Genomic DNA, 14033 nt, shown 5'->3' with positions numbered 1-14033 from the left:
CGACGCGCTTACGCGACCGGGTTGACCTGACGGCCGGTGAGCTCTTCGATCAGATCGTCACCGATGCGTACGTCGTCGAACGGCGCCTCGATCTCGGCCCGGTCGAGCATCTCGACCATCTTGCGGCGACGCTGGCGGGTGATGAGAGTCACGACCGTTCCCGAGCGACCCGCGCGGCCGGTGCGGCCGGAACGGTGCAGGTAGGTCTTGTACTCGTCGGGCGCGTCAGCCTGAACCACGAGATCGATGTCGTCGACGTGGATGCCTCGGGCAGCAACATCCGTCGCCACCAGCACGTTGACCCGACCGGAGGTCAGGCGCTCGAGGTTGCGCGTGCGCTTGGCCTGGTTCAGGTCACCGTGCAGCGCGACCGCGTTGATGCCGGCGTCGTCGAACTGCTCGGCGAGCATTTCGGCGTAGGCGCGGGTACGAGCGAAGACGAGCGTCTTGCCCTCGCGGTCGACGAGCGAGGTGAGGATCTCGGCCTTGTCACGGTGCTCGATGACGAGGATGCGGTGGTCGATGGTCGAGGACTCCTGGTCTTCACCGGCGACTTCGTGCACAGCCGGCTCGACGAGGAACTCGTCGACAAGGGCCGCGACCTCGCGGTCGAGCGTCGCCGAGAAGAGCAGCTTCTGCGAGCCTTCACCGGTGGCGCGAAGGATGCGCTGGACGCCCTCGAGGAATCCGAGGTCGCACATGTGGTCGGCCTCATCGAGGACCGTGATGCGGATCTCAGACAGGTCGAGCTTGCCCTGGTTCATGAGGTCTTCGATGCGACCGGGGGTGCCGATCACGATGTCGACGCCCTTGCGGAGCGCTCCGACCTGGCGGCCCTGGGGCACGCCACCGTAGATCTGGGTGGTGAACAGGCCGACGCTGCGCGCGATCGGCTGGATGGTGCGGTCGATCTGCAGGGCGAGCTCACGCGTCGGGGCGAGGATGATCGCCTTCGGGCTGCGGGCGAATTCGCGACGCTGTCCCTTCTGGCTCTGCAGGATCGACTCGACGAGCGGAGCGCCGAACGCGATCGTCTTGCCCGAGCCGGTGCGGCCACGAGCAAGCACGTCGCGACCCGCGAGGATCGCGGGGATGGTCGCTGCCTGGATCGGGAAGGGAGCTGCGGCACCGAGGTCGGCGAGGGTCTTGACGATGTTGTCGCCGAGGCCCAGGTCACCGAACGTGGTGTCAGCAACGTCGGTCGCCTGGACGGCCTCAGCCTGAAGGCGCTCGTGCACGACATCGACGCGGTCCTGGTGGGCCTTGTCGCGGGTCGGCGTGGCGTTCCAATCGTTGCGAGCCGGGCGAGCGCCGGAATCACGGCGAGGGCCACGGTCATCACGGCGGGGAGCCCGATCGTCACGGTTGTTGTACGACGGACGCGCGTTGTCGCGGTTGTACGCGGGACGGGCATCGCGGTCGTCACGACGCGCAGGGCGCTCGTCGCGGTTGAACGACGGACGCGCATCGCGGTCGTCACGACGGGCGGGACGCTCGTCACGGTTGTAGGCGGGACGCGCGTTGTCGCGGTTGTACGCCGGACGCGCGGGGCGCTCGTCACGGTTGTATGCGGGTCGAGCCGGTCGCGAGTCGTCGCGACGGGCCGACGGGCGGGCATCGCCGAACGAGCGACGGTTGTCGCGGTCGACGTGCTCCTGACGAGCAGGACGTGCGTCGCGGTCGTAACGGGGGCGATCGTCCTGACGGGCGGGACGCGCGTCGCGGTCATAGCGGGGACGGTCACCCTGTGCGGGGCGGTCACCAGCAGAGTGCGAACGGATGCCGCGTGCTTCGGCGCGACCGGCGCGCTCCTGCGCGTTCCACCGGGCCTTGACAGGCGCCTCGGAGGTCTCGGCGCGGTAGCCGCGGTGGCTGGGGCTCTTGCTCCCGGGCTTGGACGCCGCGGGGCGGCCGGTGGAAGCATCCGTCCGGTTCTTGCGATCGTGGAACGATGTCTTCTTCTCGCCGTAACGCGGTTCGAAGTTCTTGGCCGGGCGTCCGCCGGCGGGCTTTTTGCTCTTGGGCATGATGTGTCTTTCTGGGTTGTCTCACTGTGAGAACAGCACTCCAGAACGCTCCGCGACATACGGAGGCGTCGCCGCTGTATCGCGGCGCGGGAGAACCCGGACACTGTCGGCCGGGGGCCATTCATTGATGGTCGTCGGGATGAAAGCATCCCCACCATCGGCCCCTTGGACTCACAAACCCATCCGCGAATCACCGCGGTGTCCAGAGCCGACTGAGAATAGCGTAGCGAAGACGCCTGAGAATCCCCCCGGCGGGTCGTTCAACGGACTATGGATCACGGCCGTGGCCGGCTCTACACTGGCGCCATGAGCGCCGACTCCCCCGCATCGCTGTTCGCCGACACTCCCTCCGCCGACACCCGCAGAACCGAGGCGGTCGCGCTGTACACGGCCTTCGGCGCCGGGATCCTCGGTGCGATCTACGGCTTCATCGTCGCGGTCGTCGCCCGCGCTCAGCAACTCGATGCTGTGGACGGGTCGTTCGGACTTCTCGCCGCGACGGGCGCGACAGTGGTCGCTGCTGTCGCCGCGGGCGTCGGGTTCTGGCTCGCACGAACCCTGCCCGGTCAGGAGTGGCGCCAGAAGCTCCCGTCGTGGAAGTTCACCGTCAACACGATCTCGGTCGTGATCGTGCACGCCGGCCTCGCCTTCGTCATGACGTACGCGCTCTACCGGGTGCTCGCGCTCGGGTTCATCGGCATTCCCGTCGTGCCGTTCTGGTCGGTCGTTCTCATGGCGGTCACGCTCGGGCTCACCGCCTGGATCGTCTACCTGTCGGTCTCACGCATGACGACGCAGCGCATGTCGTCGCTGCTCATGATGTTCATCGTCGTGGGCACCCTCACCGCGATGGTCACCACCCCCGACCCCGAATGGTGGAAGGTGCACTTCAGCCAGCTGGGCACTTTCGGCGACCTCTCGAGCTGGGTGTTCAACGGCACACTCATCGCCGGAGGGCTGCTCGTCACGACGTTCGGGGTCTACATCGCCAATGACATGGAAGCCCTCGCCGACCGGGGAGTGCTCACGAGCCCCAGCGGACCACGCATCGTCCCCGCGCTCTTCGTCGTGATGGGCATCATGCTCGCGTGCGTCGGCATCTTTCCCGTCGACGTGAACCTGTGGCTGCACAATCTGTCTGCGTCGGGTATGGCCGTGATGTTCTTGGCACTGCTCATCGGAGGGCCGAAGTACTTCGCCGGAATGCCGCGCACCTACTTCGTCGCTTCGTGGACTTTCCTCGCGGCCACGGTCATCTCGGTCGTGCTGTTCGCGGTGCAGTACTTCTCGCTGACGGCGTTCGAGATCATCGTGTTCGCGCTCATCTTCGGCTGGATCGCGGTGTTCATCCGCTTCCTCGGGGTCGCGGGCCAGCGCGCCTGACGATGAACTCGGCGTAGCCGCGCAGGTGGGCAATATCGACGACGACAGAACGCTGGGGCTCACCCTCAGCGGCGGCGGTGCCTATGGGGCAGCGCACGTCGGGGTCCTGCAAGAACTCGAGGTGCGCGGCATCCATCCGGGGATCGTCGCGGGTACCAGCTCCGGTGCTTTGGTGGCGGCCGCCTACGCCGCCGGTATCTCCCAGGAGTCCATCGAACGAGCCGCGCGCGCGTTTCGCTGGAGTTCGATCGCCCGGATGTCACTGACTCCTCGCTGGGGGCTGCTGGATTCCGGCGCGTTGACCGTGGCCATCCATCGAGCCCTCGGCCACGATCCGCTCATCGAAGAGCTCCCGCGTCGCTTCGCAGCCGTGGCAACCGACGTGCGAACTCGGCGGGCCGTGGTGATCGACAAGGGGCCGTTGAACGTCGCTCTTCGCGCGTCGATCGCGGTTCCCGGGCTTCTCCCTCCGGTTCGGCGCGGCCGCCAGGTGCTCATGGACGGCGGGATGGTCGACAATGTGCCGGTGGCGGCCGCCCGCCATTTGGGGGCGGCCAGGGTGATCGTCGTGCGCCTGCACGCCAAGTGGGAGAACGTGCGCATGATGCGCGTCGCTTCGAGTGCCGCAGAACTCGAAGCGGACGGGTCGATCATCCTCATCCAGCCGGAGATGACGGGTATGGCGCAATGGACGATGGCGGACGTGCCTCATCTGATCGAAGAGGGTCGCCGTGCGGCGCGCGAAGCGCTGGATACGGCGCCGCTCGGATTTCGCAAGATGTGACGAACTTCGCAGGATTTCGTCGTGATCGTGCGAAGTTCGCGCGATCCTGCGAAGTTCGTGACCGCGGTTCAGGCGCGTGGCGCGTTCGGGTCCTCGTCGTGGGCGGGGGCGGATGCTTCGACCTCAGCGTCGCGCTCGGCAGCGCCGGCGATCTCAGCCGACTCCTGGACCTCGTCGTTTGCGGCAGCCTCGAGCTCACGGCGCTCGCGACGCGTCAGCGCCTCGCCGGTCGCGCCCGCCAAGGCAGGTCCAGGTTCGGCGGTCGAGGCATCCGTCGACGACAGCTCACGCCGCGCTTTGCGACGCTCTTTTGCACCCTCGACGAGGTTGTAGAGCGTCGGCAGCACGAGGAGGGTCAGCACGGTCGACGAGATCAGACCGCCGATCACGACGATCGCGAGCGGCTGCGAGATGAAGCCTCCCGACCCGGTGATGCCCAGAGCCAGCGGCGTCAGGGCGAAGATCGTCGCGAGCGCCGTCATGAGAATCGGGCGGAGCCTGCGTGACGAACCGGCCTCGGTCGCCTCACGGGCAGTGAGCCCCTTCTCGCGGTACTGGTTGACGAGGTCGATGAGCACAATCGCGTTCGTGACCACGATGCCGATCAGCATCAGCACGCCGATGAGCGAAGCGACACCGAGAGGCACTCCGGTGATGATCTGCAGCAGGATGGCTCCTGTCGCCGCGAACGGCACCGAAACCAGCAGCAGCAACGGCTGGCGCAGCGACTTGAAGGTCGCGACCATCACGATATAGACGATCAAGATGGCCGCGAGCAACGCCAGACCCAGTTGCGTGAACGCATCGGTCTGCTGCGAAACGACGCCACCGAGCGCGGCATCGGCCGTCTCGGGCAAGTCGGCCTCGGCTAGCGCTTCAGTTACCGACGTCGAGGCTTCGGCGAGGTTATCGGTCGACGGTGTGACGGTGACCGTCGCGGTGCGCTGGCCGCGCTGGGTCGTGATCGAGCTCGGGCTCTCGGTCGCTTCGACGACCGCGACGTCGGTCAGCGGTACGGGTCCAGCGGCCGAAGGAATCTGCAACGCGCGCAGGTCCTCGAGCGAGGCGGGGGTGTCGGATGCTGCGAGGTACACCGTCAGCGCCGACTCGTCGATCTCGACCGAACCGATGCGCTGCGGCTGCATCGCACCCGAGACGATCGCGCCGACAGCGACCTCTGGCAGGCCGAGCGATGCGGCCTTGTCGCGATCGACGACCACCGAGATGTAGGGGAGAGATGAGGAGAGGTTGCTCGAGACCTGGCCCACACCCGCGGTTCCCGACACGGCGTCGACGACCGCGTCGGTTGCTTCTTGCAGGGTCGCCGAGTCGGGGGCGGTGACGTCGATCTCGATGTCGCTCGACCCGAACCCACCGCCGCCTCCGGCGACGGTGAAGGTGCCAGCATCATCGAGGTCGGCCACAGCCTGCTGAACCTCTTCGCGCAGGGCGACCTGATCGGCATCGGGGTCGGTCGTGATCGAGTACGTGATGCCGCTGCCACCGCCGGTGAAGGCGTCACGCAGCGCCGAACCGCTCGAGCCGATCGAGACCTGCACGGTCTCGATACCGTCGATGTCGAGCAGCAGGGGTTCCACCTCGGCCGCAGCATCCGACTCCGCTTCCAAGCTCGGAGCCTCACCGATGGACTGGGTCATCGTGAAGGTATTCTGCCCCGAGTCTCCGAGGAAGTTGGTCTTCATGAAGGGCGCCGCGGCGATGGTTCCCGCGAGCACAAGCACGGCCATCAGGAGGGTCGCCCACGAGTGCTTCAGCGTCCAGCGGAGGATCGGCAGGTACGACTTCTGCAGCCCGCTCGGCGGAGCCGCCGGGTCTTCAGGGTCGATCTGGTGACCTTGCTCATCAAGCGTCGGCTTGCCCGGGCGCAGGAACCAGTACGCCAGCACGGGCACGATCGTGAGCGCGACGAACAGCGAAGCGAGCATCGCGATAGTCACGGTCAGAGCGAAGGGACGGAAGAGTTCGCCCGTCACATCACCGACGAACGCGATCGGAAGGAAGACGGCGACGGTCGTGATCGTCGACGAAGTGATGGCGGTCGCCACCTCGCGCACACCGCGCAGGATCGATCGGAGCTTGTCGGCCGTGCCGACGTAGTGACGCTTGATGTTCTCGATGACGACGATCGAGTCATCGACCACGCGTCCGATCGAGATCGTCAGGGCGCCCAGCGTGAGGATGTTGAGGGAGTAGCCGAAGACCTGAATGCCGATGAACGTGATGAGCACGCTCGTCGGAATCGAGATGGCGGTCACGAGGGTCGCTCGCACCGACATCAAGAAGACGAGGATCACCAGGACGGCGAAGACAAGGCCGAGTAGGCCCTCCTTCGCGAGGGTGTCGATTGACTGCTGAATGTAGGGTGCCTGGTCGAAGACGACGGTGAACTCGCCGCCGCCCAGGTTGTCTTGGAGGGCCGGAAGAGCCGCGAGTATTCCGCGGCTGACGTCAACCGTGTTCGCCGAGGGAAGCTTCGTGACGGCGATCGTCAAGGCGGGCTCGCCATCCACCCGCGAGATGCTCGTCACGGGATCTTTGTCCTGCACGACCGTGGCCACATCGGCGATCGTCGTCGTGCCGCCGGCGAGTTGCTCGGCCGACGTCGCGACGAGCGGAAGGGCGGCGATCTCATCGACCGTGCTCAGCTTCGCGCCGGTCTGCACCGTGAGGGTCTGATCGTTCTCAGTGATCGCTCCACCGGGGAAAAGGATGCCGTTCTGATCGAGCGCGTCGCGGATGGCCTGCTGCGAGAACCCGGCTCCCGCGAGGGCCGCAGCATCCGGAGTAATCGTCACGCGCTGCCCGATACCGCCGACGATCGCGGCGGCGTTGACCCCGGCCACGTCTTCGAGTTCGGGAATCACGCTCGCTTCGAGCTCGGACTGAATCGTGTCGGGGTTGTCATAGCCGGTCACTGCCAGCTGAATGACCGGAAAGTCGTCGATGCTCGCCGTGATGACGAGAGGCTCCACACCTTCGGGCAGCTGACTGGAGATGCGGTTGATCGCCTGGGTGAGCTTCTGCTCGGCGGTCGCGAGGTTCGTGCCATAGGTGAACGAGGCCTGGATGATCGAGGCGTTCGTCGTGCTGGTGGCCGACGTCGCTTCGAGCCCGGCGACGCCCTGAATCGCGGACTCGATCGGGGTCGAGACATCGTTGTTCACGACCTCGGGCGACGCGCCCGGATAGTTCGAAACGATCACGAGCTGCGGGAACTCGATCGAGGGAATGAGCTCTTGCTTGAGGCTCGTCAGCGCCAGGCCGCCGAACACGGCGGCGACGATCGTGACGAGGGCGATGAGCGCGCGGTTCTTGAGGCTCAGGATGGCGAGGTTCTGCACGGGACGCCTTCGGAGAAGATGCTGTGGTGCCGCGAGAACTGCGGCCCGATACGCGAATGTATCGGGCTTCAGTATCCCACGGTGATTCCTGAGCCGAGGCCGTGAGCGGCGCGCCGCGTGGCCCCTAATGCCGGGCGAGCAGGATGCGGATCGCCGACTCGGGGGCGATGCCGAGGTCGAGTGTCTCGCCGCGGGCGAAGCGGGCGAAGACCCGCGGGTCGATGTAGCTCGACCGTGCGACGGCGGGAGTGTTTCCCAGGGCATCCGCGGTGGCCTGCACAGCGAGCCGCTCGGCGCTCTTGAAGTCTTTCGCAGTCGCAGGAACCCCGATGTGCGCGAGCGCCTCGGCGGCGAGGATCGTGCCGCGCAGAGTGCGGAAGTCCTTGGCCGTGAACGCCCCGCCGGTGAGGGTCTTCACGTGGTCGTTCACTTCGCTCGGAGTGAGGGGTTTGCGCCGGTTTCCGAGGCGATGCGCAAGCAACGCCGATCGGGCGCGCCCGGTCACCAGCTCTGACACCGCCTCAGCGAGGTCGTCATCATCGATCTGCAGGAACGCGCGCTTTCCGCTCTTGCCGGGAAAAGACAGAGTGACCACGGATGCCTCGACCGAGGCATCCCGTCGCTGCAAAGTCGTCAAGCCCCGGCTGCCGTGGCGTTCGAGGTAGCGGGAAGAGCCCACGCGCGGGGCCGCAGTGTCAAGCAGGCGGAAAGAAACCGCGAGCACACGCTCGCGGTCGAGGGTGTCTGTACGCAGCGCCGAGGTCACCCGGCGCCGGGCCCGAGGGAGGGCCTCGGCAAGCTCGAGCGCCCGTGCGAACTTGCCCTTGTCGCGGCGGTCACGCCACTGCGGGTGATAGAGGTACTGCCGCCGGCCAGCGGCATCGGTGCCGACGGCCTGGATGTGGCCGCGCTCGTCGGCGCAGATCCAGACGTCTTCCCAGGCGGGCGGAATGACGAGCTCGTCGATGCGCTCGCGGTCGATCGGCAGAACGGCCGCGCCATCGGCGTCAAGGTAGCGAAAGCCGGACCCCGACCTCATGCGACGGAGTCCGGGGGTTTCTCCGGGGCTGACCCGCGCGAGCCGTCGGCTCGCGGACGCGCTCTTCCTATCTGGCACGCTCACACGTTAGGTGTGACGGTCACACAGATCCAGACCGTTGACATCGCCGCTCATTCCACGTAAGCATCCCGCGGCTACCACGCTCCACGGCTCTGCGCAAGGGGTGGCGGGCCACTTCACAGCAGTGTCATAGTCGATGTGTACCCAAGAGGTATCCGCTGAGCATCGCGCTCATCGGCAAACGGAAGGAGACCCCCCTCCCATGAACATCGCACTTATCATCATCATTGTCGTCGCGGTCGTGCTGGCGATCGTTGGTGGACTCAACGCGGCCTTCAGCTGGCTGCTCTGGGTTGCTCTCATCGTCGGAGCCATCGCCCTGATTGCATTCCTGTTCCGAGTTATCAGCGGGAACCGCGCAGCGTAAAGCAGTCGACGGACCCCCGCAAGAACAGAGAGGATGCCGCGACCCGAAAGGGTCGCGGCATCCTTCTTCTGTGTCTCGGTCGTGACTCAGTCCGCGTGTGCCATCAGCCACACGGTGGACTCCCCCGCCACTGCCCCGACACGCGTGTCGGCGCTCGCGAGAAGGAAGTCGGCGTCGTCGAGGTCGAACGACTCGGTGCCGAAGTTCGTCACCACCGTCCATCCGTTCGGGCGCGTGAACCGCAGCACGTCGGGGCGCCCTGTGTCGACCCACTCGAGCTCTTCGCCGGACTGCAGCTCGTGGCGCAGCGCCAGCGCGCGGCGGTAGAGCATCAAGGTCGACTCGCGGTCACCGTCCTGCTCAGCCACCGAGTGCGCGGCGAACCAGTCCGGTTGCGGCAGGTGCGCACCGTCGGCACCGAAGCCGAACGACGCACCTGACGAGGTCCACGGCAGCGGAACGCGGCATCCGTCACGACCCATATCCAGCCCGGGGCTGCGGAAGAAGGTCGGGTCCTGACGCTCTGCGTCGGGAATGTCAGCGACCTCGTGCAACCCGAGTTCCTCGCCCTGGTAGAGATACGCCGAACCCGGCAGGCCGAGCAAGAAGAGGGCGGCGGCCCGCGCCCGCCGAAGTCCCCGAGCACGGTCGAGTTCCGGCTGCATGCCCCCCGACAGCAGCCACTCGTTGCCGTGTTTGAGCGCGGGCCGCCCGCTTTCGTCGCGGTCCGGATGCGGCAGCCCGTACCGCGTCGCGTGCCGAACGACGTCGTGGTTGGAGAGCACCCACGTCGTCGACGACCCCGAGGAGCTCGCGAGCACAAGGTTCGCCGACACGATTTTCTGGAATTGGTCGGCATCGAAGTCGGCCTCGAGCAGATCGAAGTTGAACGCCTGGCCGAGACCGCTCGCGCTGGCATACAGCGGCACACGCGACGGGTCCACCCACGCCTCAGCCACCGCGGTGCGCGGCGGGTCGTACGAGTTGAACACCTCGCGCCACTGCGCGTACACCTCGTGCACATCGTCACGGTCGACCATCGGGTGGTTGCCGTCCTTGGGGAGTGCCTCGAGCTCGGCGTGCGAGAGCAACGGCTCGGTGAGGTCCTTCGTCAAGAAGTGCGCGACGTCGATGCGGAACCCGTCGACCCCGCGGTCCGACCAGAAGCGCAGCGTGCGCACGAAGTCCTCACGCACTTCGGGGTTCGACCAATCGAGGTCAGGCTGCTCGACGGCGAAGTTGTGCAGGTACCACTGGCCGTCTTCGACGCGCTCCCACGCCGACCCTCCGAACAACGACTTCCAGTCGGTCGGCGGCTCAGCACCATCGGGGCCTCGTCCCTCGCGGAAGATGTACCGCTCGCGCGCGGCCGAGCCACGGCCGGCCGCGAGCGCCTCTTGGAACCACTCGTGCAGATCGGAGGAGTGGTTCGGCACGATGTCGACCACGACGCGAATGCCGGCCGCGTGCAGGGCCGCGAGCATCTCGTCGAAGTCTTCGAGGGTGCCCAGGCGCGGGTCGACGTTGCGGTAGTCGGCCACGTCGTACCCTCCGTCGGCGAGCGCCGACGGATAGAACGGGCTCAACCACACCGCATCGATACCCAGTTCTTGCAGGTACGGCACGCGCGAGGTGATGCCGGCGATGTCGCCCAAACCGTCGCCGTTCGCGTCGGCGAAGCTGCGCGGATAGATCTGATAGACCGCGGCCTGCCGCCACCAGGTGGCGTCGTCGATGGCGAAAGCGGAGGAGAGGGTATGGAGAGTGGTGGTCACGGGGACCGGGTCCTTTCGGTTTCTTGGGTGTTTTTCGACGGATGCCGGGGCCTTAGCCCTTGACGGCACCCTGGGTGACGCCTTCCATGACCCATCGCTGGGTGAACAGGTAGACGATGATCGCGGGCGCCATGGCCATGAGGTACGAGGCGAACGAGACGTTGTAGTTGTTGCTGAACTGCGACTGGAATAGCGAGTTCAGCACCGGGAGTGTCTGCTGCGCCGGGTCGGCGATGATGAGCGACGGCATCATGAAGTCGTTCCAGGCGTAGAGGAACGCGAAGATGCCGATCGTCGCACTCATCGGTGCCAGCAGCGGGAAGATCATGTGCCAGAAGGTCTGCCACGTGGATGCGCCGTCGATGCGCGCGCTCTCTTCCAATTCGAACGGGATCGAGCGCAGGAACGCGGTGAACAACAGCACACTGAAGCTCAGCTGGAACATCGTCGCGAGGATGACCACACCGAAAGGGTTCGCCAGCCCAACGAGACCCGTCAGCTGCACCTGTGAGAGGGCGACCACCGGGAACGGGATGAACATCGCCGCGAGCAGGTAGAAGAACGAGTAGCGGAAGAACTTGCGATCCCAGTTGCGGACGATCGCGAACGACGCGAACGCCGCGAGGAAGATCGTCGCCACAACCGTCCCGGCCGTGACCAGCAGCGACATCGCCGCGCCCGCCGGGAAGTTCGTCAGGTTCCAGGCCGCGACGAAGCCCTCCACGCTGAACGGCGCGGGAAGCGAGAACGCGTTGCCGTCGACGGCCTGTGCGCCCGTCTTGAACGCCATCGAGATGGTGACGTAGAGCGGCAGCAGCACCGTGACCGCGCAGAGGATCAGGATGATCGTGCCCGACCAGTTGACCCGCTCTATGGTGAAGCGACCCTTGGCCTGTTTCGGGGCTTTACCCTCGAGGACTTCGGTGGCCTCGACCGTTTCGATGACCAAAGCTGGCTGAACAGACATCAGAGAGCGTTCCTTCCGCGCGTGATCGAGAGTTGGAGGACGGCGATGAGCACGGCGATCACGAAGAACACGGTGGCGTTGGCCATCTGGTACGCGTAGTCGCCGGTGGTGAGCCCCGAGACGACAGTCATCGCGATGCTGTACGTCGAGGTTCCAGGTCCTCCGCCGGTCAAGCCCTTGATGACGTCGTACGCGTTCAGGAAGCCCTTGAAGCCGAGGATCACGTTGATCACGATGTAGCCGAGCATGAGCGGCACCGTGATGCGCATGAGCTGCTGGAACTTGCTCGCCCCGTCGATGTCTGCCGCTTCGTATACTTCGCCGGGAATCGACAGGATGCCGGCGATGTAGATGAGCAGCGCCCCGGGGATCGCCTGCCACGCCGTGACGATGACGACCGCCAGCCACGCCCAGTCGGGGTTGGACAGGATGCTCCCTTCTAGCCACGCGATTCCCGACCATGTGCCGAACGCCGGCACTGAGTTCGAGAACAAGAACTTGAAGACGAACGAAATGATGATCGCCGAGATCACCATCGGGATCACGAAGATCGTCCGTAGCGGGGTCTTCAGCCTGATCCGCGACGTCAACGCGACTGCCAGGAGCAGAGCGATGATGTTCACTGCGACGACAGTGACGAGCGAGAACGAGAACGTGAACACGTAGCTCTGCACGACCAGCGGGTCGCTGAACAGGGCGATGTAGTTCGTGAGCCCGATGAACTGCCACTCACCGATACCGATCGAGTTGGTGAAGCTGAAGAAGATGCCGATCACCGCAGGAACGGTGATAGCCAGCGTGAACAGGATCAGGGTCGGAACCAAGAACCAGTAGTAGATGGGCTCGACTCGGCGGTGATCGCGCGGCTGCCCGCGACGTCGCGCGCCCTGCGTAACGAGGGTCGTTGTCGTTGTCATGAGGGGACTCCTTTGTTCCCGATTACTGCTGACGGAATGCGAGCCGCGCATAGTCGGCGTCGATGCTGCTGAGGATTCTCTGCGGGTCGCCGCCGAGCATGAGGGACTGCGCGTAGTTCATGATCGGAATCGCTCGCGGCACCAGCTGCGTGGAGCCCTGATACATGTCGCCAGCGTCGATGTACTCCTGCAGGCCGAGAATGCGCTCGTCCGACGCCGGCGGGGCGCCCTTGGTCGGCGTGAAGCCCAACTGAGCCGCGTTATAGGCCTCGATGATCTCGGGCTGGTAAAGGTAATCGAGGAACACCCGTGCCGCCTCTTTATGACTGGATGCCTCGGGGATCCATGCGGCAAGGTCGATGTTGATGCGCGCCTTGCGGTCGTCGGGGTTGTCGGTGACGGGCAGGGGGAACATCCCGAGCTCAAGATCCGGCGCAGTCTTCGCAATCTCGCCGAGCGCCCAAGGCCCCTGCATCAGCATCGCGGCATCGCCGTTCGCCATGGCCGTGTTTCCGTCGCCGTAGCCGCGACTCTCGGCATCGTCGTTGACGTACTGCGACAGCTCGAGCATTTTGGCGACAGGCTCAGCGTGGTCCTGTTGAAAAGACGCGGTCGAGTTCGGGCCGACGTTCACGCCTTCCTCGGCGAGAGTCTCGAAGAACGCGACCGAATCGAGCATTCCCCCCACGGCATAGTCGTACCACCCCTGACCGATCGTCCAGTTCTCGGCGAATGTCGCGTAGAACGGCGTCACGCCCGCGGCCTCGAGCGTCTCGCACACCTCGATGAGCTCATCCCACGTCGTCGGCACCTCGAGACCGTTCTGTTCGAACACCTCGACGTTGTAGATCACCGCCGCGCCCATGACCGAGTACGGAATCGCGCTTGTCTGGCCCTCGCACACACCGAACTGATCCATGAACACGTCCAGGTCGTCACGCACACTCTGCGCTGCAGACGTGTCGGACAGGTCTGACATGGCGCAGCGCTGGATGAAGCGGGCCGTCTCCTGGTTGTAGTTGTTGAGGCCGATGTCGGGTGGATCGCCACGGACGAACCCCGCGGCGAACGCATCGGGACCTGAAGAGTCCAACATCACGGTGACGTCGTCTTGCGAGGCATTGAACTCCTGAACGACTTCCCGCATGTAGGGGACCGCCTCGGGCTTGTTGAAGGCGAACTGAATCGTCTCTCGACCGTCAGAGGAGCATGCGACGAGCGTCGAGCCCAGGAGAGCCGTGAGCGCTCCTGTCGCGAGCGCTCTTTTCTTGCTTCGGGGGGATAGTGCAGCCACTTTGCTGTCCTCTCGGAGACTCATCATTGGTGTCCAG

General features: G+C 65.6%; 10 protein-coding genes. 3 read left to right on the top strand and 7 right to left on the bottom strand.

Going from position 1 to position 14033, the window contains the following annotated elements; all coding sequences use genetic code 11:
• Window positions 1–8: 8 nt before the first annotated feature.
• Window positions 9–2027 (bottom strand): DEAD/DEAH box helicase, encoded by a 2019-nt coding sequence (locus tag LG299_RS11720; protein ID WP_404430405.1) that lies wholly within the window; start codon window positions 2025–2027, stop codon window positions 9–11.
• 306 nt (window positions 2028–2333) lie between these two features.
• On the opposite strand from LG299_RS11720, the gene LG299_RS11715 reads away from it, so the two are divergent.
• Complete coding sequence (locus LG299_RS11715; RefSeq protein WP_404430403.1) at window positions 2334–3410, top strand: DUF998 domain-containing protein; 1077 nt, start codon at window positions 2334–2336, stop codon at window positions 3408–3410.
• Between the two features lie 25 nt (window positions 3411–3435).
• Window positions 3436–4194 (top strand): patatin-like phospholipase family protein, encoded by a 759-nt coding sequence (locus LG299_RS11710; protein ID WP_404430401.1) that lies wholly within the window; start codon window positions 3436–3438, stop codon window positions 4192–4194.
• Between the two features lie 68 nt (window positions 4195–4262).
• On the opposite strand, the gene LG299_RS11705 is transcribed toward LG299_RS11710, so the two are convergent.
• Together LG299_RS11705 and LG299_RS11700 are read right to left on the bottom strand one after the other, a co-directional pair.
• The gene (locus LG299_RS11705; protein ID WP_404430399.1) at window positions 4263–7556 is read right to left on the bottom strand and encodes an efflux RND transporter permease subunit; all 3294 of its coding nucleotides are present in this window, start codon (window positions 7554–7556) and stop codon (window positions 4263–4265) included.
• Window positions 7557–7680: 124 nt separating this feature from the next.
• A complete protein-coding gene (locus LG299_RS11700) occupies window positions 7681–8595 on the bottom strand; it encodes a DNA topoisomerase IB (protein WP_404434872.1) in 915 nt (304 codons plus the stop codon).
• Between the two features lie 283 nt (window positions 8596–8878).
• On the opposite strand from LG299_RS11700, the gene LG299_RS11695 reads away from it, so the two are divergent.
• The gene (locus tag LG299_RS11695; protein WP_404430397.1) at window positions 8879–9043 is read left to right on the top strand and encodes a hypothetical protein; all 165 of its coding nucleotides are present in this window, start codon (window positions 8879–8881) and stop codon (window positions 9041–9043) included.
• Window positions 9044–9129: 86 nt separating this feature from the next.
• On the opposite strand, the gene LG299_RS11690 is transcribed toward LG299_RS11695, so the two are convergent.
• The 4 genes from LG299_RS11690 to LG299_RS11675 are packed head-to-tail and all read right to left on the bottom strand — an operon-like array spanning window position 9130 to window position 13996.
• Window positions 9130–10818: a glycoside hydrolase family 13 protein gene (locus LG299_RS11690; RefSeq protein WP_404430395.1), complete on the bottom strand. Its 1689-nt coding sequence runs from the start codon at window positions 10816–10818 to the stop codon at window positions 9130–9132.
• A gap of 52 nt (window positions 10819–10870) precedes the next feature.
• The gene (locus LG299_RS11685) at window positions 10871–11785 is read right to left on the bottom strand and encodes a carbohydrate ABC transporter permease (RefSeq protein WP_404430393.1); all 915 of its coding nucleotides are present in this window, start codon (window positions 11783–11785) and stop codon (window positions 10871–10873) included.
• Window positions 11785–12702 (bottom strand): carbohydrate ABC transporter permease, encoded by a 918-nt coding sequence (locus LG299_RS11680; protein ID WP_404430391.1) that lies wholly within the window; start codon window positions 12700–12702, stop codon window positions 11785–11787. The genes LG299_RS11685 and LG299_RS11680 overlap by 1 nt, the downstream gene beginning before the upstream one ends.
• A 22-nt stretch (window positions 12703–12724) precedes the next feature.
• Window positions 12725–13996 (bottom strand): ABC transporter substrate-binding protein, encoded by a 1272-nt coding sequence (locus tag LG299_RS11675; protein WP_404430389.1) that lies wholly within the window; start codon window positions 13994–13996, stop codon window positions 12725–12727.
• Window positions 13997–14033: the final 37 nt, after the last annotated feature.

This window comes from Microbacterium lacus, assembly GCF_044794305.1.
Lineage (GTDB): Bacteria > Actinomycetota > Actinomycetes > Actinomycetales > Microbacteriaceae > Microbacterium > Microbacterium lacus_B.
This window is presented reverse-complemented; position numbering and strand designations above follow the sequence as displayed.